Origin of the sequence: Pseudomonas putida, from assembly GCF_016406145.1 — a bacterium.
Lineage (GTDB): Bacteria > Pseudomonadota > Gammaproteobacteria > Pseudomonadales > Pseudomonadaceae > Aquipseudomonas > Aquipseudomonas putida_E.
Genome location: NZ_CP066306.1, coordinates 77,487 through 101,322 on the forward strand (window position 1 = coordinate 77,487; position 23,836 = coordinate 101,322).

Sequence of the window (23,836 nt, forward strand, 5' to 3'; positions counted from 1 at the left end):
GGGTTAAACCCTTGGCATGCATCTTGATAAACCACCCGTCACTGCCTACGCCTCTAAAAGGCGGGGTGGATTATTTGGAGAACGTGATGATCATCGGCAACAACCTTCAGGTGGAAGCCTTTTTCGACGACGCAACCTCGACTATCAGCTACCTGGTGCTGGACCGTGAGACCAACCAGTGTGCGTTGATCGACAGCGTACTCGACTATGACCCCAAGTCAGGCCGCACCTGCACCGAGTCTGCAGACCGTCTGATTGATCGGGTACAGAGCCTGGGCGCCAAGGTGCAGTGGATTCTGGAAACCCACGTACACGCCGACCACCTTTCAGCCGCGGCGTATCTCAAGGAAAAGCTCGGTGGCCACACCGCCATTGGCGCCGAGATAACCAAGGTACAGAAAGTCTTCGGAGACTTGTTCAACGCTGAGCCGGGCTTCGCCCGTGACGGCAGCCAGTTCGATGTGTTGCTCATGGACGAAGAAGGTTTCCGCATAGGTAACCTGCATGCCCGCTCGCTGCACACGCCGGGGCACACCCCGGCTTGCATGAGTTACCTGGTAGAGGATGCAGGGGAAAAAGCGCTGTTCGTGGGCGACACCCTGTTCATGCCTGACTACGGTACCGCGCGCTGTGACTTCCCAGGCGCTGATGCTCGCACCTTGTACCAATCGATCCGCCGCCTGCTGGCCTTCCCTGACCAGACTCAGCTGTTCATGTGCCATGACTACCTGCCGGGCGGGCGTGACATGCGTTACGTCACCACCGTGGCCGAGCAGCGCGCCAGCAACATTCATGTCCACCAGGGCATCGATGAGGACAGCTTTGTCGCCATGCGTGAGGCTCGTGACAAGACCCTCGAGATGCCCGTCCTGATCCTGCCTTCGGTGCAGGTCAACATGCGCAGTGGCCATTTTCCGCAGCCGGAATCCAACGGCGTGAGCTACCTGAAGATCCCGTTGAACAAGCTCTGACCGCGCTACCTCATCATTAGAATTCCCAGGATTTACGCCATGCCTGCCTTGTTGTCCCCTGCTCATTCCGACCACCACAAGGTGGTCATCGTCGGTGCCGGCGCTGCCGGCATCGCCACTGCTGCCAGCCTCATCAGCCGCGACCCGTCACTGGATATCGCGGTGGTCGACCCTGCCGACGTTCATTACTACCAGCCCGGCTGGACCATGGTCGGTGCGGGTGTGTTCAACGCACCGAGCACCGCGCGCACCATGGCCTCGACCATTCCTCGTGGCGTGCGCTGGATCAAGGCACGCGTGCAAGGGTTCGACCCGCTGGGCCAGCTGGTCATGCTCGAAGATGGTCGCACCATCAGCTATGAACAGCTGGTGGTCTGCCCCGGCCTCAAGCTCGATTGGGCTGCCATTGACGGGCTCAGTGATACCCTGGGGCGCAACGGCGTTACATCCAACTACCGCTATGACCTGGCACCTTACACTTGGGAGCTTGTGCAGAACCTCAAGCAAGGCCGCGCCCTGTTCACTCAGCCACCCATGCCGATAAAGTGCGCCGGTGCGCCGCAGAAGGCGCTGTACCTGTCCTGCGACCATTGGCTGCGTCAGGGGCGGCTGGGCGACATCAAAGCCTGCTTCTTCAATGCCGGCGCTGTGCTGTTCGGTGTGCCCGATTACGTACCGGCCCTGATGGCCTACATCGACAAGTACGGTGTGGACCTCAATTACAACCATTGTCTGGCTGCAGTAGATGGCCCCAACAAGCGCGCCACTTTTCTCCGCACCTTTGCCGATGGCAGCACTGAAACACACACTGAAGCCTTCGACATGCTGCACGTGGTGCCGCCACAGGTTGCCCCCGACTTCATTCGTCAAAGCCCATTGGCCGATGCTGCTGGCTGGGTCGATGTCGACCCGCATACGCTGCGTCATCGTCAGTTTGCCAACGTCCATGCCCTGGGCGATGTCGCCAGCACCAGCAACGCCAAGACCGCAGCCGCCGCGCGCAAGCAGGCGCCGGTGGTTGCCAACAACGTGCTGGTGGCGCTGGGCAGGCTGGCTAACCTTGCCCAGTACGATGGTTACGGCTCCTGCCCGCTGACGGTCGAGCGCGGCAAGATCGTGCTTGCCGAGTTCACCTATGGCGGCAAGGTCGCGCCGAGCTTCCCGCGCTGGTTGCTGGATGGCCGCCAGCCGACGCGCCTCGCTTGGCTGCTCAAGGCGCGAGTGCTGCCGCCGCTGTACTGGCAAGGCATGCTAAAGGGGCGGGAGTGGCTGGCACGGCCTCAGCCGGTGGCGGCCGAGGCAGCACGGTGATCGAACATCAATTGCTCGGTGCCGGCCTGGGCGCGATCATTGGCGCAGTGCTGGCGCTGACTGGCGCGGGGGGCGGCATCCTGGCGGTGCCGCTGCTGGTGTTTGGTCTTGGTCTGTCGATGGTCGAAGCTGCGCCGATTGGCCTTCTTGCTGTAGGCCTTGCCGCTGCCGTGGGGGCGATCCTCGGCTTGCGCCAAGGGCTGGTGCGTTATCGCGCCGCGCTGTTCATCGCCCTGATCGGCATCGCTGCTGCACCGTTCGGGCTGATGCTCGCCCATCGTCTGCCCGACACACCCCTGGCCCTGGTGTTCGCCGGCGTGCTGGTTTACGCCTGCCTGCGCATGTGGCGCAAGGCTGCCAGTGAGCTGCGTGGCGAGACCAACGAAGCCCACCGTTTCATCGAGCCTTGTGTGCTCAACCCGTTGCAGGGCCGTTTGCGCTGGACACTGCCCTGCGCGCGGGCGCTGGCCATGACCGGAGCACTCTCCGGATTGTTGTCCGGCTTGTTGGGAGTGGGGGGTGGCTTCGTGATCATCCCTGCCTTGAACCGCTACACCAACCTGCGTATGAAGAGCATCGTTTCGACCTCGTTGGCGGTGATCGCTCTGGTGTCTACAGGTAGCGTGGTCAGTGCCAGCCTGGCCGGTGTGATGCACTGGCAGGTGGGCGCACCTTTTGCCGTTGGTGCTGTGCTTGGCCTGCTGCTGGCGCGGCCGCTGGCGGCCCGGCTGGCCGGGCCTCGCCTGCAGCAGCTGTTCTCGGTGGCCGGCTTCGGGGCTGCCCTGCTGCTGGCCGGCAAGGCGCTACTCGGCTAGCAGCTCGGCCTGTTCCTGCGCGCACAGCGCCAGCAGGTAGTCCCAGACCACCCGCAGGCGTACCGACTTGTGCAATTCACGACGGGTGCATATCCAGTAGCTGCGCTGGATGGTTTCGCTGGGCAGTATGCGTACCAGTGTCGGGTCGTGGCGAGCCATGTAGTTGGGCAGCACGGCGATGCCCAGGCCGGCGCGCGCAGCAGTTTGCTGGGCGATCACGCTGGTGCTGCGAAAGGCCACATTGGGCGCCCGGCAGAAGCTGTTTAGAAACAGCAGCTCCTGGCTGAACAACAGGTCGTCGACGTAGCCGATCCAGCTGTGTCGGGCCAGATCTTCACGGTTGCGTAGAGGTGGCGCGCGGTCCAGGTAAGCCTGGCTGGCATACAGGGCCAGGCGGTAGTCGGTGAGTTTGCGGGTAATCAGCAGGTCGGCACTGGGACGCTCCAGGTGAATGCTGATTTCCGCCTCGCGGTTGAGGATGCTGACAAAGCGAGGCACGGCCACCAGCTCCACTTCCAGGCCCGGATACCGATCGAACAGCGCATTCATGCGTGGGGTGAAGAACATGATGCCGATGCCTTCGGTGACCCCAAGGCGAATCTTGCCCAGCGGTGTGATGGCCTGGGTGATTTCTTCCTGCGCCAGCAACGCGACGTTCTCCATGGCTTCGGCGTGCTTGAGCAGCGCCTGGCCGGAGGGCGTCAATTCGTAGCCCTGCGCGTGTTGCACGAACAGTGGGGTGCCCAGGCTTTTCTCGATGCTCTCGATATGCCGGGCAACCGTGCTATGGGTCGTGTTGAGACGCTTGGCAGCACTGAGCAGGCGGCCACTGCGCTGCAACTCGAGGAAAAACCGCAGATCATTCCAGTCGAACATGCATCCTTTCCCTGTTTTTCGCTGTGCTAAAACGCACAACGGCTGCGCGAAATCTCGTGTTTCCTCAGCGAAATTAATCAATAAGATGTACGACGACAAGAATAAAAATCAGGCGCGAGGTTGCACATGCCATCAGCCGATTCTGTCTTCGACTACGTTATCGTGGGTGCCGGTCCTGCCGGTTGCCTGCTGGCCAATCGGTTGTCCGCCGACCCGTCCTGCCGCGTATTGCTGCTGGAAGCCGGGGGCCGCGACAATTACCCCTGGATTCACATCCCCGTCGGTTACCTTTACTGCATCGGCAACCCCCGCACTGACTGGTGCTTCAAGACCGCGGCGCAAATCGGCCTGGGTGGTCGCAGCCTGGGTTACCCCCGGGGCAAGGTGCTGGGGGGCTGCTCATCGATCAACGGCATGATCTATATGCGTGGCCAGGCTGCGGACTATGACCATTGGGCCGAACAGGGCAATGACGGTTGGGCCTGGAAGGACGTGCTGCCGCTGTTCAAGGCCAGCGAAAATCACTTTGCAGGTGGCAGTGATCACCATGGCGCCACTGGCGAATGGCGGGTGGAACGCCAGCGCTACAGTTGGCCGATCCTCGATGCATTCCGAGATGCCGCCGAGCAGAGCGGTATCGCCAAGGTCGATGACTTCAATACCGGCGACAACCAAGGCTGTGGATATTTTCAGGTCAACCAGCGCAGCGGTGTGCGCTGGAATGCATCCAAGGCTTTTTTACGACCTGTGCATAACCGTTCCAACCTCACCGTGCTGACCGGCGTGCAGGTTGATCAAGTGCTGCTGAACAACACCCGCGCCCGCGCAGTGAGAGCATTTTGGCAAGGCGCCTGGCACGAGTTCGCTGCGCGCCGCGAGATCATCCTATGTGCAGGGGCGGTGGGTTCGCCCGGCATCCTGCAGCGCTCCGGCATTGGCCCGCGCACGCTGCTGGAAACGCTCGGCATCGGCGTACGGCACGATATGCCCGGTGTCGGTGGCAATCTGCAAGACCACCTGCAATTGCGCCTGATCTACCAGATCCGCAACACCAGAACGCTCAACCAGATGGCCAACAGCCTGTGGGGCAAGATGGGTATGGGCCTGCGTTATCTCTACGACCGCAGCGGCCCGCTGGCCATGGCGCCGAGCCAACTTGGGGCGTTCGTGCGGTCCAGCCCGGAGCAGCTCACCGCCAACCTGCAATACCACGTACAACCCCTGTCGCTGGAACGCTTCGGCGAGCCGCTGCACCGCTTCCCCGCCTTCACCGCTTCGGTGTGCAACCTGCGCCCTGCTAGCCGTGGGCGCATCGATATCCGTAGCTCGGACATGAACAGCGCGCCACTGATTGACCCCAACTACCTCAGCGACCCTCAAGACCTGCGCGTTGCCGCCGACGCCATCCGTATCACACGTCGCATCGTCCAGGCCCCTGCCCTCGCCGCTTTCGATCCTCAGGAATACCTGCCAGGCCCTGCCCTGCAAACCGAGGAGGACTTGTTCGAAGCGGCAGGCAAGATCGGCACCACCATCTTCCATCCGGTCGGGACCTGCCGTATGGGCAGCGGCCCGCTGGACGTTGTGGATAACCAGCTGCGTGTACGCGGCATCCCCGGCCTGCGCGTGGCGGATGCTTCAATCATGCCGCAGATCACCTCCGGCAATACCTGTTCACCCACCCTGATGATCGCCGAGAAGGCGGCCCAACTCATTCTCAAGGGAGCTGCTACCCAGACCTACCTGAACGAAGACGCGTTACCGACGCCCTGACCCGGGTGCGTGCAGTACCGGCGGCTTGCGGTCAGAAGCTGCCGACAGTGGAACAACAAGAATAATCACTGTGGCCTGCGGGCCGAGGACAGCAACGATGTCGGATTACATCCAAGAGCAGGGGGCGACGGCGAGCAGCCCAAGCCGTCGTGAAGAACGCAAGATCATTTTCGCGTCATCCCTCGGGACGGTTTTCGAGTGGTATGACTTTTTTCTCTACGGTGCGCTGGCGGCAGTGATCAGCAAGCAGTTCTTTGCTGGCGTCAACGACACCACCGCTTTCATCTTCGCCCTGATGGCATTCGCCGCCGGCTTCCTGGTACGGCCCTTCGGCGCGCTGGTTTTCGGCCGGCTGGGTGACATGATCGGGCGAAAATACACCTTCCTGATCACCATCGTGCTGATGGGCTTGTCCACCTTCGCCGTTGGTTTACTGCCTACCTATGCAAGCATCGGTATTGCCGCGCCTATCATCCTGGTGGTACTGCGCATGCTGCAGGGGCTGGCGCTGGGGGGCGAGTATGGTGGCGCGGCGACGTATGTGGCCGAACACGCACCGCCCGGCAAGCGCGGCTTCCACACGGGCTTCATCCAGTCCACCGCTACCCTGGGGCTGCTGTTGTCGTTGCTGGTGGTGCTGGGCAGCCGCTACATCACCGGCGATCAGTTCGAAACCTGGGGCTGGCGCTTGCCGTTCCTGCTGTCGATCGTGCTGCTGGGCATTTCCACCTGGATCCGCATGAGCATGCACGAGTCGCCGGCCTTCGTGAAAATGAAGGCCCAGGGCAAGGTCAGCAAGTCGCCTATCCGCGAGTCGTTCACCTCTTGGCCAAACCTCAAGGTGGTGCTCACCGCACTATTCAGCATCAACGCCGGCCAGGCCGTGACGTTCTACACGGCGCAGTTCTACGTGCTGTTCTTCATGACCCAGATGCTCAAGATGGATCCGGCCCAGGCCAATACCTTGCTGATCATCAGCGTGGTGATCGGCGCGCCGTTCTTCGTATTCTTCGGCTGGCTGTCCGACCGCATCGGCCGCAAGCCTATCCTGATGCTCGGCCTGCTGCTGGCCACGGTGTTGTACTTCCCGCTGTTCAAGGCCCTCAGCCACTACGCCAACCCGCAGATCGACGCAGCGAGCCGTCAGGCGCCGATCGTGGTCACCGCTGACCCGCAAGGTTGTACCTTCCAGTTCGACCCGGTCGGCAAGGCGCGTTTCGACAGCCCGTGCGACAAGGTCAAGACCTTCCTGGTCAAACAGGGCCTGCCGTACAGCTCGGTGAATGTGGCGGGCAGCCAAGTGGTGGTGAACATTGGCGACAAGACCATCAACGGATTTGACGAAACAGCCATGCGCACAGCCATCGAGCAGGCAGGCTACCCGGCCAAGGCGGATCCGTCGCAGGTCAACCAGGTGATGGTGGTGGTGTTGATCGTTGCAATGATCCTGATCGCAACCATGACCTATGGGCCGCTGGCGGCGGTAATGGTGGAGCTGTTCCCGACGCGTATCCGCTATACGTCTATGTCGCTGCCCTATCACATTGGCAATGGCTGGTTTGGCGGTTTCCTGCCCACGGTTTCGTTCGCGCTGGTGGTGTACACCGGGGATATCTTCTACGGCTTGTGGTACCCGGTGTTGGTAACCGGGATCAGCCTGGTGGTGGGAATCTTCTGCCTGAAAGAAACCAGGGATGTGGATATCGACAAGGTCTGATGATGTCTTGATGCCATAAAAAAACCGGCTGTAAAAGCCGGTTTTCTTATGCCTCAAAAAAACTTATGCACGTTTTTCAGAAAAATGTCATACACAAAAATAAATAGCAAATTCATATACTTAGCTATCACTTGTGGCATTTCGTCCAAAAATTGCTAACAAGTTATCCACAGATCGTCAGGCAATCCGCTCGTGTGGTTTTTCATCTACCGGTGGCAACGAGCCCATGCGCCGCTGAGTCGTTTCGTTCCAGGCCGCGGCACGGTCATTCAGCTCTGCAATGGCACGCGGGCCGGTGCCATTGGCATACATTGGCTCCCCGATTACCACCTCAATGGTGCCAGAGCGCTTGCCCCACCCCGATTTGGGCCAGTACTTGCCGGCGTTATGCGCAATCGGCAGCACTGGCAGCCCGGCGTTTACCGCCAGCGCGGTACCGCCACGGGAAAACTTGCCCACGGTGCCAAAGGGTACCCGAGTACCTTCCGGGAAGATCAGCACCCAGACCTTCTGCTTGAGCAATTCGTCACCCTTGCTCGCCACTTGGCGCAATGCTTCCTTGGGGTTATCGCGGTTGATCGCGATCGGCCGCAGCATGGCCATGGCCCAGCCAAAGAACGGCACGTACAGCAGTTCACGCTTGAGCACCTGGCTCAATGGCGAGAAATAGGCTGACAGGAAGAACGTCTCCCAAGTGCTCTGGTGGTTGGACAGGATCACACAAGGCTCTTTCGGCACGTTCTCGGCACCGGTGACTTTGTAGTGGATACCCAGAATCACCCGGGCCAGCAGCACGGCAAAACGGCACCAGTAGACGTTGATGAAGCGGTAGCGCTTATGAAACGGCAAAAATGGCGCGATAAAAAAGCTCAGCGAGCACCACAGCAGCGAACTGGTGCCCAGCAGCAGGTAAAAAAGAAAGATTCTGATCGCCTGCAGGATCGACATAGTGGCATGTACCGTTGCGGGCTTGCCCGCCTGATAAAAATGCGCCCTTGGGCGCATTGTTTAAATTAGTTCTCTGGCGATAGCTGCCAGATCGTCGAAAATCAGTGTGGTTTGCGCAACACCCTTTTCAAGCGTCCGCTCGCCTTTGCCGGTTTTCACCAGCACCGGTTGTGCACCGACGGCCAGGGCGGCCTCCAGGTCACCTTTACTGTCGCCGACAAACCATACGCCGCGCAGGTCGGCCTGATAATGGTCGGCGATTGCCCGCAGCATGCCGGGCTTGGGCTTACGGCAGTCACAACCCTCGTCCGGCCCATGCGGGCAATACACGATGTAGCCGACTTCGCCGCCTTGCTCTGCCACCAGCGTGCGCAGACGCGCATGCATGGCTTCGAGGGTTGCCAGCGAATAATAGCCACGGGCAATGCCGGACTGGTTGGTGGCCACAGCCACCGTCCAGCCCGCTTTGCTCAACTGCGCGATGGCCTCGATCGAACCGGGGATCGGGATCCACTCCTCCAGCGACTTGATGTAGGCGTCGGAGTCCTGGTTGATTACCCCGTCACGATCGAGAATCAGCAGTTTCAAGGCTTACCCCAGCAGCGAAATGTCGGCAACGCCCAGGAACAGGCCGCGCAGGCGGCTGAGCAGGGCATAACGGTTGGCGCGAACCTTGGCGTCCTCGGCGTTGACCATCACTGCCTCGAAGAAGGCGTCGACCGGGTCACGCAGGGCCGCCAGGCGGGCCAGCGATTCGCTGTACTGACGTGCGGCTGCCATCGGTTGCACAGCCTGGTCGGCCTGCTGGATGGCCGAATACAGCGAGAACTCGTTGGCGTTGTCGAAGTACTTCGGCTCGACCTGTTCGGCAATGGCGCCTTCGGCTTTGCTCAGCAGGTTCGACACACGCTTGTTCACTGCGGCCAGCGCCTCGGCTTCCGGCAGCTTGCGGAAGGCCTGCACGGCCTGCACGCGCTGGTCGAAGTCCAAGGCAGAACCCGGCTTCAGGGCACGTACCGACAGGTAGGTGGCAACGTCGATGCCTTCGTCTTCATAGCGCGCACGCAGGCGGTCGAAGATGAACTCCAGCACCTGCTCGGCCAGGCCGGCGGCCTTGACCTTGGCACCGAACTGCTTGACTGCGAACTCGACCGCAGGGGTCAGGTCCAGGTCCAGTTGCTTCTCGATCAGGATACGCAGCACGCCCAGGGCCGCGCGGCGCAAGGCGTACGGGTCTTTGCTGCCGGTGGGCAGCATGCCGATGCCGAAGATACCGACCAGGGTGTCGAGTTTGTCGGCGATGGCCACCGCAGCACCGGTCAGGGTCTGCGGCAGCTCGGCGCCAGCACCGCGCGGCATGTACTGCTCGTTCAGCGCCAAGGCGACGTCTTGCGGTTCGCCGTCGTTGAGCGCGTAGTAGTAACCGGCAACGCCCTGCATCTCTGGGAATTCGCCGACCATTTCGGTGGCCAGGTCGCACTTGGACAGCAGCCCGGCACGGCCAGCGCGCTGGGCGTCACCGCCGATCAGCGGAGCAATGTACGCGGCAAGCCGGGATACGCGCTCGGCCTTGTCGTAGACGGTGCCCAACTGCGCCTGGAAGACTACGTTCTTCAGGCGTTCGTTGAAGGTTTCGAGCGGCTGCTTCTTGTCCTGCTTGAAGAAGAACTCGGCGTCGGTCAGGCGCGGGCGCACGACTTTCTCGTTACCCGAGACGATCTGCTTGGGGTCACGGCTTTCGACGTTGGCCACGGTAATGAAGCGCGGCAGCAGCTTGCCTTCGCTGTCCAGCAGGCAGAAGTACTTCTGGTTGTCCTGCATGGTGGTGATCAAGGCTTCCTGCGGCACCTCGAGGAAACGCTCCTCGAACGAGCACACCAGCGGTACCGGCCACTCGACCAGCGCAGTCACCTCATCCAGCAGCGCTGGCGGCACGATCGCAGTACCTTCCTGCTGCATTGCCAGTTCGGTGGTGCGCTTGGCAATCAGTTCGCGGCGCTCGGCGAAGTCGGCCAGCACGTAGGCTTTGCGCAGGTCTTCGACGTAGTTGGCCGGGGTGGTGATGACCACGTTTTGCGGATGGTGGAAGCGGTGCCCACGGGATTCACGGCCTGCCTGCTGCGACAGGATGGTGCAGTCGACGACCTGATCGCCCAGCAGCATCACCAGCCACTGGGTCGGGCGTACGAACTCTTCACGGCTGGCGGCCCAGCGCATGCGCTTGGGGATCGGCAGGTCGTTGAGCGAATCTTCGACGATGGTCGGCAGCAGGCTGGCGGTGGCCTTGCCCGGGATATGCTGGGAGAAGCGCAGCTTGGCGCCACTCTGGTCGATTTCCGACAGCTCTACCCCGCATTTCTTGGCAAAGCCCAAGGCAGCCTGGGTCGGCTCGCCGTCCTTGAAGGCAGCCTGCAGGGGCGGGCCGTCGATATTGATGCTGCGGTCAGGCTGCTGTACATCCAGCTGGCGAATCAGCACGGCCAGACGACGCGGCGCGGCGTACACCTGTTTACCGGTGTAGTTCAGGCCTGCGGCCTGCAGGCCTTTTTCGATGCCGGCCAGGAAGGCGTCACCAAGGGTGGCCAGGGCTTTGGGTGGCAGCTCTTCGGTGCCCAGTTCTACCAGGAAATCTTGAGCACTCATTGTGCAGCCTCCAGCTTCGCCAACACTTCGTCACGCAGTTCAGGGGTAGCCATCGGGAAGCCCAGGCGTGCACGGGCTTGCAGATAGCTTTGCGCCACGTCCCGGGCCAGGGTACGTACGCGCAGGATGTAACGCTGGCGCTCGGTCACCGAGATGGCGCGACGGGCGTCGAGCAGGTTGAAGGTGTGCGAGGCCTTGAGCACCATTTCATAGGTCGGCAGCGGCAGGTCCAGCTTGATCAGGCGGTTGGCTTCGCTTTCGTAGAAGTCGAACAGCTCGAACAGTTTCTCGACGTTGGCGTGCTCGAAGTTGTAGGTCGACTGCTCCACCTCGTTCTGGTGGAACACGTCGCCGTAGGTGACCTTGCCGAACGGGCCGTCGGCCCAGACCAGGTCGTACACCGAGTCGACACCCTGGATGTACATGGCCAGGCGCTCCAGGCCGTAGGTGATTTCACCGGTGACCGGGTAGCACTCGATGCCGCCTACTTGCTGGAAGTAAGTGAACTGGGTCACTTCCATACCGTTGAGCCAGATTTCCCAGCCCAGGCCCCAGGCGCCCAGGGTCGGCGATTCCCAGTTGTCTTCGACGAAACGGATATCGTGGACCAGCGGATCCAGGCCGATGGCTTTCAGCGAGCCGAGGTACAGCTCCTGGAAGTTGGCCGGGTTGGGCTTGAGCACCACCTGGAACTGGTAGTAGTGCTGCAGGCGGTTGGGGTTTTCGCCATACCGCCCGTCGGCAGGGCGACGGCTGGGCTGCACGTAGGCGGCGTTCCAGGTTTCTGGGCCGACGGCGCGCAGGAATGTAGCGGTATGGAAAGTGCCGGCGCCTACTTCCATATCGTAGGGCTGAAGCACCACACAACCTTGAGCTGCCCAGTAATTCTGCAGGGCGAGGATCAGGTCTTGGAAGGTACGCACGGCTGGCGTAGGCTGGCTCACGAAATTCACCTGTATCTGGGGATGCGGATGTAAAGAGCGGGAGTATAACCTGATTCGCCTCGCCCTCTACTCATTGGAGCCTTATGCCACGCTGCTTTTGGTGTACCGACGATCCGTTGTACCAGGCCTACCACGACCAGGAATGGGGAACACCGCAGCGTGATCCGGCGTTGCTGTTCGAGATGCTTTTGCTCGAAGGGTTCCAGGCGGGGCTATCATGGATCACCGTCTTGCGTAAACGCGAGCGCTATCGCGAGGTGCTGCATGGCTTCGACCCGGTGAAGCTTTCGCAGATGAGCGATGAGCGCATCGAAGAGCTGATGCTCGATGCCGGCATCATCCGCAACCGCCTCAAGCTCAAGGCTGTCCGGCGCAATGCGCAGGCGTGGCTGGCTGTGGATAACCCGGCCGAGTGGCTCTGGTCGTTCGTCGGCGGCGAGCCGAAGATCAACCATTTCAGTGCCCGAAGCGAAGTGCCGGCGGTCACCGACGAGGCCAAGGCGATGAGCAAGGCGTTGCAAAAAGCCGGCTTTACATTCGTCGGCCCGACCATCTGCTACGCATTCATGCAGGCTACCGGCATGGTCATGGACCACACCACCGATTGTGATCGTTACGCCGCCTTGCTGCGCTGAGGGGTTACAATGCGCGCCTTGCTGAAATAAGGAATTGGCCTGTGGAAAAGTTCAAGGGCGCCCTGATGGTCGGGGTGCTGCGTCTGTTTGCCAAGCTGCCCTGGGGCGCGGTACAGCGCGTCGGTGCCGGGATCGGCTGGCTGATGTGGAAAGTACCCAACGGTTCGCGCAATGTCGTGCGCATCAATCTCGCCAAGTGCTTCCCTGAGATGGACCCGGTCGAGCGCGAGCAACTGGTCGGCCGGGCGCTGAGAGATATCGGCAAATCCTTTGTCGAAAGTGCCTGTGCCTGGATCTGGCCGCCACAGCGTTCGCTTGAGCTGGTCAAGGAAGTGCACGGCCTGGAAGTGCTGGAGCAGGCCTTGGCCTCAGGCAAGGGTGTGGTCGGCATCACCAGCCACCTGGGTAATTGGGAAGTGCTCAACCACTTCTACTGCAACCAGTGCAAACCGATCATCTTCTACCGCCCGCCGAAGCTCAAGGCCGTGGATGACCTGCTGCGTGAACAGCGTGTGCAGATGGGCAACCGCGTGGCGCCTTCGACCAAGGAAGGCATCCTCAGCGTGATCAAGGAAGTGCGCCGCGGTGGGCAGGTGGGGATTCCCGCCGACCCGGAGCCGGCGGAATCGGCCGGTGTGTTCGTGCCGTTTCTGGGCACCCAGGCGCTGACCAGCAAGTTCGTGCCGAACATGCTGGCCGGTGGCAAGGCGGTGGGGGTGTTCCTGCATGCCCTGCGCTTGCCGGATGGCTCGGGCTTCAAGGTGTTTCTGGAGGCTGCGCCAGAAGAGATGTACAGCACGGATGTGAACGTGTCGGCGGCGGCCATGAGCAAGGTGGTCGAGCGTTATGTGCGCGAATACCCGAGCCAGTACATGTGGAGCATGAAGCGCTTCAAGAAGCGCCCGCCTGGCGAGGCGCGCTGGTACTGAGATTTTTGGGGCGCCTTGCGCCCCTTTCCCCACAGCTACCCCGCTGCTCTCAAGCTCAGGGCAAACCCAGTGGGAGCCGGCTTGCCGGCGATGGGCTGCAAAGCAGCCCCGGCATTTCAGGCTTTATTCAGCTTCTTGAGAAACACCGCCATCTCTTTCTCGGCCTGCTTGTCCCCATGGGCCTGCGCCGCCACGATCCCGTCTTCCCAGGCCTTGCGCGCCGCCGTCAGGTCGCCCTGCAGTTGATACGCCTTGCCGAGCAGCTTCCACGCTGCCGAATACTTGGGGTCCTGTTCCACGCAACGGGCCAGGTGCACTGCCGCTTCGGCGCCGTTGCCCTCGTCCAGCCAGGCCTTGCCCAGGCCGAACCGTAGCAGCGGGTTATCCACACCCTTGGCGAGCATCTTCTCCAGCGATTCGCGCATGCCCGCCTCCCTTAGAAGAAACTCAAGCCGACGTGGAACAGCTTCTCCACGTCGCGAATGTGCTTTTTATCCACAACGAACAGAATTACATGGTCACCCGATTCGATCACTGTGTCGTCGTGGGCGATCAGCACCTGCTCGTCGCGGATGATCGCGCCAATGGTGGTGCCCGGCGGCAGGGCGATATCTTCGATGGCCTTGCCGATCACCTTGCTCGACTTCGAGTCGCCATGTGCCACAGCCTCGATGGCCTCTGCCGCACCGCGGCGCAGGGAGTGCACGCTGACAATATCGCCACGGCGCACATGCGCCAGCAAGGTACCGATGGTAGCCAGCTGGGGGCTGATGGCGATATCGATTTCACCGCCTTGCACGAGGTCTACGTAGGCCGGGTTGTTGATGATCGTCATCACCTTGCCCGCACCGAGCCGCTTGGCCAGCAGTGACGACATGATGTTCGCCTCGTCATCATTGGTCAGGGCGAGGAATATGTCGGCATCGGCGATGTTCTCTTCGAGCATCAGGTCCTTGTCCGAGGCGCTGCCCTGCAGCACCACGGTGCTTTCCAGAGTGTCGGAGAGGTGCCGGCAACGGGCCGCGCTCATCTCGATGATCTTCACCTGGTAGCGGCTTTCGATGGCCTCGGCCAGGCGTTCGCCGATCTGCCCGCCCCCGGCGATGACCACACGCTTGTTGGTCTCGTCGATGCGCCGTAGCTCGCCCATCACGGCGCGGATGTCTTTCTTCGCGGCGATGAAGAACACTTCGTCATCGGCTTCGATCACGGTGTCGCCCCGAGGGGTGATTGGCCGGTCACGACGGAAGATCGCGGCCACGCGGGTATCGACGTTGGGCATGTGCGCGCGGATCTGGCGCAACTGCTGGCCCACCAATGGGCCGCCGTAATAGGCCTTGACCGCCACCAGCTGCGCCTTGCCCTCGGCAAAGTCGATCACCTGCAGCGAACCTGGGTGTTCTATGAGCCGCTTGATGTAGTTGGTCACGACCTGCTCGGGGCTGATCAGCACGTCCACCGGGATGTGGTCGTTGTCGAACAGCTCTTCGCGGGTGAGGTAGGCCGATTCACGCACCCGGGCGATCTTGGTGGGCGTGTGGAACAGCGAATAGGCGACCTGGCAGGCGACCATGTTGGTTTCGTCGCTGTTGGTCACCGCCACCAGCATGTCAGCGTCATCGGCACCGGCCTGGCGCAGGACCGTCGGGAGCGAGCCGCGGCCTTGCACGGTACGGATATCCAGGCGGTCGCCCAGGTCACGCAGGCGGTCGCCGTCGGTATCGACCACAGTGATGTCGTTGGCTTCGCTGGCCAGATGCTCTGCCAGCGTACCGCCTACCTGGCCTGCGCCAAGGATGATGATCTTCATCCGCTACTCCCTAACTTTTTTCTTAACCGCGCGAGGCGGCGATCTTGATCAGCTTGGCATAGTAGAAACCGTCATGGCCGCCTTCCTGGGCCAGCAGCTGGCGACCATGGGGCTGGCGGATACCAGCTTCGGTGGCCAGGTCCAGCTCACGGGCGCCCGGTGTGCGGGCAAGGAAGGCCCCGATCACTTCGGTGTTCTCGGTCGGCAGGCTGGAGCAGGTGGCGTACAGCAGCATGCCGCCCACCTCCAGGGTCGGCCACAGGGCATCGAGCAACTCGCCCTGCAGCGCGGCCAGCGCCGGAATGTCGTCAGCCTGGCGGGTCAGCTTGATGTCCGGGTGGCGGCGAATGACGCCGGTAGCCGAGCAGGGCGCGTCGAGCAGGATGCGCTGGAACGGCTTGCCGTCCCACCAGCTGGCGGTGTCACGGGCGTCGCAGGCGATCAGTTCGGCATCCAGCTGCAGGCGTTCGAGGTTCTCGCGCACCCGGGTCAGGCGCTTGGCTTCCAGGTCGATGGCCACCAGGTGTCCCAGGCCCGCTTCTGCCTCGAGCAGGTGGCACGTCTTGCCGCCTGGAGCGCAGCAGGCATCGAGCACGCGCTGGCCGGGGGCCAGTTCAAGCAGGTCGGCCGACAGCTGCGCGGCTTCGTCCTGAACGCTCACCCAGCCCTCGGCAAAGCCCGGCAGGCTGCGCACGTCGCAGGCCTCAGTCAGCACAATGCCGTCGCGGCTGAACTGGCAGGCGCTGGCGCCAACGCCGGTTTCGGTCAGCAGGGCAAGGTAGGCATCGCGGCTGTGGTGGCGGCGGTTGACCCGCAGGATCATCGGCGGGTGAGCGTTGTTGGCCGCGCAAATGGCTTCCCACTGCTCGGGCCAGAACGCCTTGAGGGCTTTCTGCAGCCAGCGTGGGTGGGCGGTGCGTACAACCGGGTCGCGTTCCATGCCGGCGAGCAGTGCCTCGCCTTCACGTTGGGCGCGGCGCAGCACGGCGTTGAGCAGGCCCTTGGCCCACGGTTTTTTCAGCTTGTCGGCGCAACCGACTGTCTCGCCGATGGCGGCGTGGGCCGGGATGCGCGTGTAGAACAACTGGTACAGGCCTATCAGCAGCAGTGCCTGTACATCGGCATCAGCGGCCTTGAATGGCTTCTGCAGCAGCTGGGCTGCGAGCAGGTCCAGGCGTGGCTGCCAGCGGGCGGTACCGAACGCCAGGTCCTGGGTCAGGCCGCGGTCGCGTTCATCGACCTTGTCCAGTTGCGCAGGCAGCGAGCTGTTCAGCGAGGCCTTGCCACTGAGCACAGCGGCCAAGGCACGGGCGGCGGCGAGGCGTGGGTTCATTGGCCAAGCACCTTGCCGGTGGCGAATTTCTCGCGGCGGCTATTGAACAGGTCGGTGAAGGCCAGGGCTTTGCCGCCTGGTAATTGCAGGCGGGTAAGGCTCAAGGCCTGGTCACCGCAAGCGACCACTAGGCCGTCTTTGCTGGCTGACAGGATCTCGCCAGGGGCGCCTTCACCTGTGGACAATTTGGCGGCCAGCACCTTCACGCTTTCGCCATCCAGGGTACTGTGGCACACCGGCCAAGGGTTGAAGGCACGGATCAGGCGCTCAAGCTCCACGGCCGGGCGGCTCCAGTCGATGCGTGCCTCGTCTTTGTTCAACTTGTGCGCATACGTGGCCAGGGCGTCGTCCTGCACCTCGCCTTGCAGGCTGCCGTCGGCCAGGCCGGCGATGGCTTGCACCACGGCTGCCGGGCCCATTGCAGCGAGGCGGTCGTGCAGGCTGCCACCGGTGTCGTCAGCGCTGATCGGGGTCACCACCTTCAGCAGCATCGGCCCGGTGTCCAGGCCGGCTTCCATACGCATCACGGTGACGCCGCTCTCGGCGTCGCCGGCTTCCACGGCGCGCTGGATCGGCGCCGCGCCGCGCCAGCGTGGCAGCAGGGAGGCGTGGCTGTTGATGCAGCCCAGGCGCGGGATGTCCAGCACCACCTGGGGCAGGATCAGGCCATAGGCGACCACTACCATCAGGTCCGGCTTGAGCGCGGCGAGTTCCGCCTGGGCATCTTCATTGCGCAGGGTTGGCGGCTGGAACACCGGGATGTCATGGGCCACCGCCAGCGCTTTGACCGCGCTTGGCATCAGCTTCTGGCCACGGCCGGCCGGGCGGTCGGGCTGGGTGTAGACGGCCACGATTTCGTAGGGGCTGTCGAGCAGGGCCTTGAGGTGTTCGGCGGCAAACTCTGGAGTGCCTGCAAAGACGATGCGCATGGAGTTCTCGCTTCAAAAAAGAAAAAGGCTTGCCGGAGCAAGCCTTCTGGAAGGTGGGATCAGGCTTGCTGGCGGTGCTGCTTTTCCAGCTTCTTCTTGATCCGGTCGCGCTTGAGCTGCGACAGGTAGTCGACGAACAGCTTGCCGTTGAGGTGATCGAACTCGTGCTGCACGCATACCGCCAGCAGCCCTTCGGCTTCAAGCTCGAAAGGCTTGCCGTCACGGTCCTGCGCCTTGACGCGAACCCGCAGCGGGCGGTCGACGTTCTCGTAGAAGCCCGGCACCGACAGGCATCCTTCCTGGTACTGGCCCATGTCGTGGGTCAGCTCTTCGACCGAAGGGTTGATGAAGACCCGCGGCTCGCTGCGGTCTTCGCTCAGGTCCATGACCACAATCTGTTTGTGGACGTTGACCTGGGTGGCAGCCAGGCCGATGCCAGGCGCTTCGTACATGGTTTCAAACATGTCGTCGATCAGCTGGCGCAGGGCGTCGTCGAACTCCGTCACCGGTTTGGCGATGGTGCGCAGGCGCGGGTCTGGGAATTCGAGAATGTTCAAAATGGCCATAGGGTCAGGCAATCACTGTGCGTTCGGTTGAAAACTGAGCATACATAATAAAGGGAATCGACGATTTCGGCACCTGGCAAGCTCGTCTAGGGTGTTTATGGGCTTGATAGCGTCCATTTAATGGACAGCTTTTCAAAGTGTTACCCACAAACTTATCCACAGGTTGTGCCACGTAAATGGCCCTGTTTCGATCAAGGATGATCTCTATGCCGTTCCACCATTCGTCGCTTTGCCCGCCTGCCGAACTGGAAGCGCGGTTACGTCTGCACCGCCTTCCCGAGACGGGATTGCGTCGCTTTCACACCTTGCTGCAAGCCTTTGGCAGTGCTTCTTCAGCGCTCAGTGCACCGGCGGGCGCCTGGCGTGCGCTGGGCATTGCGCAGGCCACCATCGACGCCCGGCGCAGTGCCGAAGTACGCGACGGAGCGCTGGCTGCAATGGCCTGGATAGAGCATCCGGGCCAGCATTTGCTGATGTGGGACAGCCCCGGCTACCCCGCGCTACTGGGCGAAATCGATGATGCCCCGCCGCTGCTTTTCGTCGCAGGCGACCCGGCTTTGCTCGAAAGGCCACAGCTGGCAATAGTGGGCAGCAGGCGTGCTTCACCCCCGGCGCTCGATACCGCCAAGGCATTTTCCCGTTACCTCTCGCAGGCCGGCTTCACCATCACCAGTGGGCTTGCTTTGGGAATCGACGGTGCCGCTCATCGGGCCGCATTGCAGGCCGGGGGAGGCACGATCGGTGTGTTAGGCACTGGGCTGCAAAAACTTTATCCACAGCGCCACCGTGACCTGGCCAAAGCGATGATCGACAGCGGTAGCGCGCTGGTCTCCGAGTACCCGCTCGATGCCGGGCCGCTGCCGGGTAACTTTCCGCGACGCAATCGCATCATCAGTGGCCTGTCACTCGGTGTGCTGGTGGTTGAGGCGAGCCTGGCCAGCGGTTCTTTGATCACAGCCCGTCTGGCCGCCGAGCAAGGCCGCGAGGTTTACGCCGTTCCCGGCTCGATCCACCACCCCGGCGCCAAAGGCTGCCACCAGTTGATTCGCGACGGCGCACTGCTGGTGGAAAGCGTGGGGCAGATCCTGGAAAGCTTGCAGGGTTGGCAGAACCTGCCGCCGGCAGTTGTGGATAAACCGTCCCATCCATTGCTTGCCTTGCTGCATGCTGCACCGCAGACCAGCGAGGCACTGGCTGCTTGTAGTGAGCTGCCCTTGGCGCAAGTATTGGCGCAATTGACCGAGCTGGAGCTCGAGGGCCGGGTGACCAATGAAGCCGGGCGTTGGTTTGCCCGCGCTGGCTAAGTAAACTGCGCGCATGGCTTAAATGCGGAGAGACACAAATGGTGAGCAGTTGGCGTGTGCAACAAGCCGCGCGTGAGATTCGGGCCGGTGCGGTGATCGCCTACCCGACTGAAGCGGTCTGGGGCCTGGGCTGCGACCCATGGAACGAGGACGCGGTGTATCGCTTGCTGGCGCTCAAGTCGCGGCCTGTGGATAAAGGGCTGATCCTGGTCGCCGACAACATCCGCCAGTTCGACTTTCTGTTCGAGGATTTCCCCGAGGACTGGATCGACCGCATGGGCAGCACCTGGCCTGGGCCCAATACCTGGCTGGTGCCGCACCAGGACCTGTTGCCGGAGTGGGTGACGGGGCAGCATGACACCGTGGCACTGCGGGTCAGTGATCACCCGCAGGTGCGCGAGTTGTGCGCGCTGGTCGGGCCGTTGATTTCCACTTCTTGCAACCCGGGCGGGCGCCCGGCGGCGAAGAGCCGGTTGCGAGTGGAGCAGTATTTTCATGGTGACCTGGACATGGTGCTGGGTGGGGCCCTGGGTGGGCGGAAGAATCCGAGTGTGATTCGTAACCTGGCCACGGGCGAGATCGTCCGCCCGGGTTGACGCTGGCGAGGGCTGCGCCCTCGAATCGCCGGCAAGCCGGCTCCCACTGGAATTGTGTGGGAGCCGGCTTGCCGGCGAATGGGCCGCAAAGCGGCCCTGAATGCTGCCAGCACATCAGTTTGGGAAAACTCCTACAACCCGCATCGAATACCATCACCTTCTCAGTGGGAAGTCCTGTCTCTAGGCTTCAGACCGTCGCCGAACAACTTGGCGATCGGGTGTGGTAGCCCGGATGCATCATTTCCATGACAGTCTATGGCGGCTGTGCGCGGGAGGCTTTCGAGCCTGCCTGGATTGGAAAATGCCCGGGTCTACCACCTCGCGGACAGTCGCCACCCAATTCACGTGGTAGTGATTGGTAGCGGCATTGAGGAGCATTTTCCATGATCAAGAAACTCGTCCCAGATCCACCACTTCCCTGCACTTCCACCCGCCCCTTCGGCCGCTGCGACGCCGGCCATTCAGCGCTGTTCACCGTAAACCCCGACATTTCCGCCGCAGACGCCTTGGTCCACGTAGCCCTCTACCTGCGCTGTGCCTACGAGACTGGCTACAAGACCCTCGATTACCTGCGCGAAGAAGGCCGCGGCATGTACTGGTCGAACCTGCATGCGATCGAGATGGCGGAGGGGTTGGTAGAGGCGATGCTTGATGGCATCGAGTCAGCGCCTGCGCAGCAGAGGTAGTTGTGAGGCTTGCAGGTGCTCGCCTTGGTTTTTGCATTCTTGCGTAGAACGAGCGCCGTCCGCACGGCGCTCTATCTCAAAGGCTCTAAAAGCTCCAAGCCAGGCACTCAAGGCAACAAAACAGTCGACCCCACCGTCCGCCGCGCCGACAGCTCGCTCTGCGCCTTGGCCGCCTCACTCAACGGATACCGCTGCTGGATATCCACAACCACCTTGCCACTGGCGATCACCGCAAACAGGTCATCCGCCATGGCCTGGGTGTTCTCGGCATTGTTGGCATAACTGGCCAAGGTCGGCCGTGTGACATACAGCGACCCTTTCTGCGCCAGGATCCCCAGGTTCACCCCGCTCACGGCGCCCGACGCATTGCCAAAGCTCACCATCAAGCCGCGCGGTTGCAGGCAGTCCAGCGAGGTCAGCCAAGTGTCGGCACCCACGCCGTCATACACCACCGGGCATTTCTTGCCATCGGTCAGCTCCAGCACGCGCTTGGCCACATCCTCGCGGCTGTAGTCAATGGTCTCCCAGGCGCCCAGTGCCTTGGCCCGCTCTGCTTTCTCGGCCGAACTGACGGTACCGATCAGCTTGGCCCCCAGCGCCTTGGCCCATTGGCATGCCAGCGAGCCCACCCCCCCGGCGGCGGCGTGGAACAGGATCACATCGCCCGGCTGCACGGCGTAGGTCTGCTTGAGCAGGTACTGCACGGTCAGGCCCTTGAGCATCACCGCCGCCGCCTGCTCGAAGCTGATGTTGTCGGGCAGCTTGACCAGGTTGGCCTCCGGCAAGGTGTGCACCTCGCTGTAGGCACCCAGCGGGCCGCCGCCATAGGCCACGCGGTCGCCCACTTTCAGGCGGGTGACGCCCTCACCTACCGCCTCGACTACCCCGGCACCCTCGGTGCCCAGGCATGAAGGCAGCGCAGGCGGGGCATACAGCCCGCTGCGGAAATAGGTGTCGATGAAGTTCAAACCGATCGCATGGTTACGCACTCGGACCTGCTGCGCCCCGGGCGGTGCCGGGTCGAACTCCACCAGCTGCAATACTTCCGGGCCGCCATGCTGGCTGAACTGGATACGCTTGGCCATCTCGCACTCCTGTTGTCGGGATCGGGGAAGGCCTTCTATCGGACGCCTTTGCTTGATCGCCGTCAACTGCGGCGCGCCAGCTGCCGGTGGTATGCTACGCGGCGAATTCTTCCCTGCCCGTTCCTGGTGACCCGATGACTAGCCGCACCGAGGCCGTGAAAGCCTACCTGCTCGACCTGCAAGACCGCATCTGTTCTGCCCTCGAAACTGAGGACGGCGGCGCCCGCTTCGTCGAGGATGCCTGGGTGCGCGAAGCCGGTGGCGGGGGCCGCACGCGGGTGATCGGCGACGGCAAGCTGATCGAGAAAGGCGGCGTCAACTTCTCCCACGTGTTCGGTAGCGGCCTGCCTCCGTCGGCCAGCGCCCACCGCCCCGAGCTGGCAGGCCGTGGCTTCGAGGCCTTGGGCGTGTCGCTGGTGATCCACCCGCATAACCCGCACGTGCCGACTTCCCACGCCAACGTGCGCTTCTTCATCGCCGAAAAAGAAGGTGAAGAAGCTGTGTGGTGGTTTGGCGGCGGCTTCGACCTGACCCCCTACTACGGCAACGAGGAAGACTGCATCCACTGGCACCGCGTGGCCGAACAGGCCTGCGCGCCGTTCGGCGCCGACGTGTACCCGCGCTACAAGGCCTGGTGCGACCGTTACTTTCACATCAAGCACCGTGGCGAGCCGCGCGGCATCGGCGGGCTGTTCTTCGATGACTTGAACGAGTGGGGCTTCGATACCTGCTTCGCCTTCATCCGCGCCATCGGCGATGCCTACGTCGATGCCTACCTGCCGATCGTCCAGCGCCGCAAGGACACGCCCTATACCGCCGAGCAGCGCGAGTTCCAAGAGTACCGCCGCGGGCGCTATGTGGAGTTCAACCTGGTGTATGACCGTGGCACACTCTTCGGCCTGCAGTCCGGCGGCCGTACCGAATCGATCCTGATGTCGCTGCCACCGCAAGTACGCTGGGGCTACGACTGGAAGGCGGCACCTGGCAGCGAAGAAGCGCGCCTGACCGAGTACTTCCTGCAAGACCGCGATTGGCTTGCCCATTAAGCTTGTGGATAACCGAGGAGCCCTCATGGACCAGTACGTCGTATTTGGTAATCCGATCGGCCACAGCAAGTCGCCGTTGATTCACCGCCTGTTCGCCGAACAGACCGGCCAGGACTTGGAGTACGCCACCCTGCTGGCGCCGCTAGACGAGTTCAGTGACTGCGCCCGGGGCTTTTTCAAGCAAGGCCGTGGCGCCAACGTGACCGTGCCATTCAAGGAAGAGGCCTACCGCCTGTGTGACAGCCTCACCCCGCGCGCCCAACGGGCCGGGGCGGTGAACACCTTGAGCAAGCTGGCCGATGGCTCGCTGCGGGGCGATAACACTGATGGCGCCGGCCTGGTGCGCGACCTTACAGTGAATGCCGGGGTTGAACTGACTGGCAAACGTATTCTGATCCTTGGCGCCGGCGGCGCAGTGCGCGGCGTGCTGGAGCCGATCCTGGCGCATGACCCTCAGTCCTTGGTAATTGCCAACCGCACACTGGAAAAGGCCGAGCAGCTGGCACGCGAGTTCGATGAGATGGGGCCGGTGATGGCTAGCGGTTTCGCCTGGCTGCAGGAGCCGGTGGACGTGATCATCAACGCCACGTCGGCGAGCCTGTCCGGCGAGCTGCCGCCGATTGCCGACAGCCTGGTCGAGGCCGGGCGCACCGTGTGCTACGACATGATGTATGGCAAGGAGCCGACGCCATTCTGCCAGTGGGCCAGCAAGCTGGGGGCGGCCAAGGTGCTGGATGGGCTGGGCATGTTGGCAGAGCAGGCGGCGGAGGCGTTCTTCATCTGGCGTGGGGTACGTCCGGAAACGGCGCCGGTGCTGGCTGAGTTGCGCCGGCAGCTCGCTCGGGGCTGAGATTTCTGGGGCCGCTTTGCGGCCCATCGCCGGCAAGCCAGCTCCTACAGGTACAGCGCCGGCCTCAGG

At 62.5% G+C, this 23,836-nt stretch carries 23 protein-coding genes; 12 read left to right on the forward strand and 11 right to left on the reverse strand.

Annotated elements, in window-relative coordinates; genetic code table 11:
* The first annotated feature begins 86 nt into the window (after positions 1 to 86).
* From JET17_RS00355 to JET17_RS00365, 3 genes are read left to right on the forward strand one after another with little or no spacing between them, the layout of a single operon-like run.
* Positions 87 to 971 (forward strand): MBL fold metallo-hydrolase, encoded by an 885-nt coding sequence (locus JET17_RS00355; RefSeq protein WP_012312023.1) that lies wholly within the window; start codon positions 87 to 89, stop codon positions 969 to 971.
* Positions 972 to 1,010: 39 nt separating this feature from the next.
* Positions 1,011 to 2,282, forward strand: a complete 1,272-nt coding sequence (locus JET17_RS00360) for an NAD(P)/FAD-dependent oxidoreductase (RefSeq protein ID WP_012312024.1) — start codon at positions 1,011 to 1,013, stop codon at positions 2,280 to 2,282.
* Positions 2,279 to 3,097 (forward strand): sulfite exporter TauE/SafE family protein, encoded by an 819-nt coding sequence (locus JET17_RS00365; protein ID WP_012312025.1) that lies wholly within the window; start codon positions 2,279 to 2,281, stop codon positions 3,095 to 3,097. Before JET17_RS00360 ends, JET17_RS00365 begins: the two co-directional genes overlap by 4 nt.
* On the opposite strand, the gene JET17_RS00370 is transcribed toward JET17_RS00365, so the two are convergent.
* Positions 3,086 to 3,973, reverse strand: a complete 888-nt coding sequence (locus tag JET17_RS00370) for a LysR family transcriptional regulator (protein WP_012312026.1) — start codon at positions 3,971 to 3,973, stop codon at positions 3,086 to 3,088. The two genes, JET17_RS00365 and JET17_RS00370, sit on opposite strands and share 12 nt — an antisense overlap.
* 126 nt (positions 3,974 to 4,099) lie before the next feature.
* On the opposite strand from JET17_RS00370, the gene JET17_RS00375 reads away from it, so the two are divergent.
* Both JET17_RS00375 and JET17_RS00380 read left to right on the forward strand, forming a co-directional pair.
* Positions 4,100 to 5,746 (forward strand): GMC family oxidoreductase, encoded by a 1,647-nt coding sequence (locus tag JET17_RS00375; protein WP_012312027.1) that lies wholly within the window; start codon positions 4,100 to 4,102, stop codon positions 5,744 to 5,746.
* A gap of 97 nt (positions 5,747 to 5,843) precedes the next feature.
* A complete protein-coding gene (locus JET17_RS00380) occupies positions 5,844 to 7,463 on the forward strand; it encodes an MFS transporter (RefSeq protein ID WP_012312028.1) in 1,620 nt (539 codons plus the stop codon).
* A gap of 177 nt (positions 7,464 to 7,640) precedes the next feature.
* Here JET17_RS00380 and JET17_RS00385 read toward each other — a convergent pair whose 3' ends face one another.
* From JET17_RS00385 to glyQ, 4 genes are read right to left on the reverse strand one after another with little or no spacing between them, the layout of a single operon-like run.
* Entirely contained in the window at positions 7,641 to 8,411 is a 771-nt protein-coding gene (locus JET17_RS00385) for a lysophospholipid acyltransferase family protein (protein ID WP_012312029.1), read from the reverse strand.
* A 60-nt stretch (positions 8,412 to 8,471) separates the two neighbouring features.
* Entirely contained in the window at positions 8,472 to 8,999 is a 528-nt protein-coding gene (gene gmhB, locus JET17_RS00390; RefSeq protein WP_012312030.1) for a D-glycero-beta-D-manno-heptose 1,7-bisphosphate 7-phosphatase, read from the reverse strand.
* Between the two features lie 3 nt (positions 9,000 to 9,002).
* Complete coding sequence (gene glyS / locus JET17_RS00395; RefSeq protein WP_012312031.1) at positions 9,003 to 11,054, reverse strand: glycine--tRNA ligase subunit beta; 2,052 nt, start codon at positions 11,052 to 11,054, stop codon at positions 9,003 to 9,005.
* Positions 11,051 to 11,998 (reverse strand): glycine--tRNA ligase subunit alpha, encoded by a 948-nt coding sequence (gene glyQ / locus JET17_RS00400; protein ID WP_012312032.1) that lies wholly within the window; start codon positions 11,996 to 11,998, stop codon positions 11,051 to 11,053. Before glyQ ends, glyS begins: the two co-directional genes overlap by 4 nt.
* A gap of 83 nt (positions 11,999 to 12,081) precedes the next feature.
* On the opposite strand from glyQ, the gene JET17_RS00405 reads away from it, so the two are divergent.
* Complete coding sequence (locus tag JET17_RS00405) at positions 12,082 to 12,633, forward strand: DNA-3-methyladenine glycosylase I (RefSeq protein ID WP_012312033.1); 552 nt, start codon at positions 12,082 to 12,084, stop codon at positions 12,631 to 12,633.
* 41 nt (positions 12,634 to 12,674) lie between these two features.
* Positions 12,675 to 13,562, forward strand: coding sequence for a lysophospholipid acyltransferase (locus tag JET17_RS00410; RefSeq protein ID WP_012312034.1), 888 nt, complete (start codon positions 12,675 to 12,677; stop codon positions 13,560 to 13,562).
* A 116-nt stretch (positions 13,563 to 13,678) separates the two neighbouring features.
* On the opposite strand, the gene JET17_RS00415 is transcribed toward JET17_RS00410, so the two are convergent.
* From JET17_RS00415 to def, 5 genes are read right to left on the reverse strand one after another with little or no spacing between them, the layout of a single operon-like run.
* The gene (locus tag JET17_RS00415) at positions 13,679 to 13,987 is read right to left on the reverse strand and encodes a tetratricopeptide repeat protein (RefSeq protein WP_012312035.1); all 309 of its coding nucleotides are present in this window, start codon (positions 13,985 to 13,987) and stop codon (positions 13,679 to 13,681) included.
* Positions 13,988 to 13,998: 11 nt separating this feature from the next.
* Positions 13,999 to 15,372, reverse strand: a complete 1,374-nt coding sequence (gene trkA / locus JET17_RS00420) for a Trk system potassium transporter TrkA (protein WP_012312036.1) — start codon at positions 15,370 to 15,372, stop codon at positions 13,999 to 14,001.
* Positions 15,373 to 15,394: 22 nt separating this feature from the next.
* Entirely contained in the window at positions 15,395 to 16,705 is a 1,311-nt protein-coding gene (gene rsmB, locus JET17_RS00425) for a 16S rRNA (cytosine(967)-C(5))-methyltransferase RsmB (protein ID WP_012312037.1), read from the reverse strand.
* The gene (gene fmt / locus JET17_RS00430) at positions 16,702 to 17,634 is read right to left on the reverse strand and encodes a methionyl-tRNA formyltransferase (protein WP_012312038.1); all 933 of its coding nucleotides are present in this window, start codon (positions 17,632 to 17,634) and stop codon (positions 16,702 to 16,704) included. The genes rsmB and fmt overlap by 4 nt, the downstream gene beginning before the upstream one ends.
* A gap of 59 nt (positions 17,635 to 17,693) precedes the next feature.
* Positions 17,694 to 18,200: a peptide deformylase gene (gene def, locus JET17_RS00435; RefSeq protein ID WP_012312039.1), complete on the reverse strand. Its 507-nt coding sequence runs from the start codon at positions 18,198 to 18,200 to the stop codon at positions 17,694 to 17,696.
* Between the two features lie 206 nt (positions 18,201 to 18,406).
* Here def and dprA point away from each other — a divergent pair, with 206 nt between their 5' ends.
* From dprA to JET17_RS00450, 3 genes are all read left to right on the forward strand, one after another.
* Entirely contained in the window at positions 18,407 to 19,504 is a 1,098-nt protein-coding gene (gene dprA, locus JET17_RS00440; protein WP_012312040.1) for a DNA-processing protein DprA, read from the forward strand.
* A 38-nt stretch (positions 19,505 to 19,542) separates the two neighbouring features.
* The gene (locus tag JET17_RS00445; RefSeq protein WP_012312041.1) at positions 19,543 to 20,100 is read left to right on the forward strand and encodes an L-threonylcarbamoyladenylate synthase; all 558 of its coding nucleotides are present in this window, start codon (positions 19,543 to 19,545) and stop codon (positions 20,098 to 20,100) included.
* Positions 20,101 to 20,483: 383 nt separating this feature from the next.
* A complete protein-coding gene (locus tag JET17_RS00450) occupies positions 20,484 to 20,786 on the forward strand; it encodes a hypothetical protein (RefSeq protein ID WP_012312042.1) in 303 nt (100 codons plus the stop codon).
* A 107-nt stretch (positions 20,787 to 20,893) separates the two neighbouring features.
* On the opposite strand, the gene JET17_RS00455 is transcribed toward JET17_RS00450, so the two are convergent.
* Positions 20,894 to 21,871 carry an NADPH:quinone reductase gene (locus tag JET17_RS00455; RefSeq protein ID WP_012312043.1) on the reverse strand — a complete coding sequence of 326 codons (978 nt, stop codon included), beginning with the start codon at positions 21,869 to 21,871 and terminating at the stop codon, positions 20,894 to 20,896.
* Positions 21,872 to 22,005: 134 nt separating this feature from the next.
* On the opposite strand from JET17_RS00455, the gene hemF reads away from it, so the two are divergent.
* On the forward strand, positions 22,006 to 22,917 hold the full coding sequence (gene hemF, locus JET17_RS00460; protein WP_012312044.1) for an oxygen-dependent coproporphyrinogen oxidase: 912 nt from the start codon (positions 22,006 to 22,008) through the stop codon (positions 22,915 to 22,917).
* Between the two features lie 25 nt (positions 22,918 to 22,942).
* Positions 22,943 to 23,767 (forward strand): shikimate dehydrogenase, encoded by an 825-nt coding sequence (gene aroE / locus JET17_RS00465; protein ID WP_012312045.1) that lies wholly within the window; start codon positions 22,943 to 22,945, stop codon positions 23,765 to 23,767.
* Positions 23,768 to 23,836: the final 69 nt, after the last annotated feature.

Coding starts and splice junctions, on each gene's coding strand:
- JET17_RS00355 (WP_012312023.1), top strand. CDS start 87: ATGATCATCGGCAACAACCTTCAGGTGGAAGCCTTTTTCGACGACGCA.
- JET17_RS00360 (WP_012312024.1), top strand. CDS start 1,011: ATGCCTGCCTTGTTGTCCCCTGCTCATTCCGACCACCACAAGGTGGTC.
- JET17_RS00370 (WP_012312026.1), bottom strand. CDS start 3,973: ATGTTCGACTGGAATGATCTGCGGTTTTTCCTCGAGTTGCAGCGCAGT.
- JET17_RS00375 (WP_012312027.1), top strand. CDS start 4,100: ATGCCATCAGCCGATTCTGTCTTCGACTACGTTATCGTGGGTGCCGGT.
- JET17_RS00380 (WP_012312028.1), top strand. CDS start 5,844: ATGTCGGATTACATCCAAGAGCAGGGGGCGACGGCGAGCAGCCCAAGC.
- JET17_RS00385 (WP_012312029.1), bottom strand. CDS start 8,411: ATGTCGATCCTGCAGGCGATCAGAATCTTTCTTTTTTACCTGCTGCTG.
- glyS (WP_012312031.1), bottom strand. CDS start 11,054: ATGAGTGCTCAAGATTTCCTGGTAGAACTGGGCACCGAAGAGCTGCCA.
- JET17_RS00405 (WP_012312033.1), top strand. CDS start 12,082: ATGCCACGCTGCTTTTGGTGTACCGACGATCCGTTGTACCAGGCCTAC.
- JET17_RS00415 (WP_012312035.1), bottom strand. CDS start 13,987: ATGCGCGAATCGCTGGAGAAGATGCTCGCCAAGGGTGTGGATAACCCG.
- trkA (WP_012312036.1), bottom strand. CDS start 15,372: ATGAAGATCATCATCCTTGGCGCAGGCCAGGTAGGCGGTACGCTGGCA.
- rsmB (WP_012312037.1), bottom strand. CDS start 16,705: ATGAACCCACGCCTCGCCGCCGCCCGTGCCTTGGCCGCTGTGCTCAGT.
- fmt (WP_012312038.1), bottom strand. CDS start 17,634: ATGCGCATCGTCTTTGCAGGCACTCCAGAGTTTGCCGCCGAACACCTC.
- def (WP_012312039.1), bottom strand. CDS start 18,200: ATGGCCATTTTGAACATTCTCGAATTCCCAGACCCGCGCCTGCGCACC.
- dprA (WP_012312040.1), top strand. CDS start 18,407: ATGCCGTTCCACCATTCGTCGCTTTGCCCGCCTGCCGAACTGGAAGCG.
- JET17_RS00445 (WP_012312041.1), top strand. CDS start 19,543: ATGGTGAGCAGTTGGCGTGTGCAACAAGCCGCGCGTGAGATTCGGGCC.
- JET17_RS00450 (WP_012312042.1), top strand. CDS start 20,484: ATGATCAAGAAACTCGTCCCAGATCCACCACTTCCCTGCACTTCCACC.
- JET17_RS00455 (WP_012312043.1), bottom strand. CDS start 21,871: ATGGCCAAGCGTATCCAGTTCAGCCAGCATGGCGGCCCGGAAGTATTG.
- hemF (WP_012312044.1), top strand. CDS start 22,006: ATGACTAGCCGCACCGAGGCCGTGAAAGCCTACCTGCTCGACCTGCAA.
- aroE (WP_012312045.1), top strand. CDS start 22,943: ATGGACCAGTACGTCGTATTTGGTAATCCGATCGGCCACAGCAAGTCG.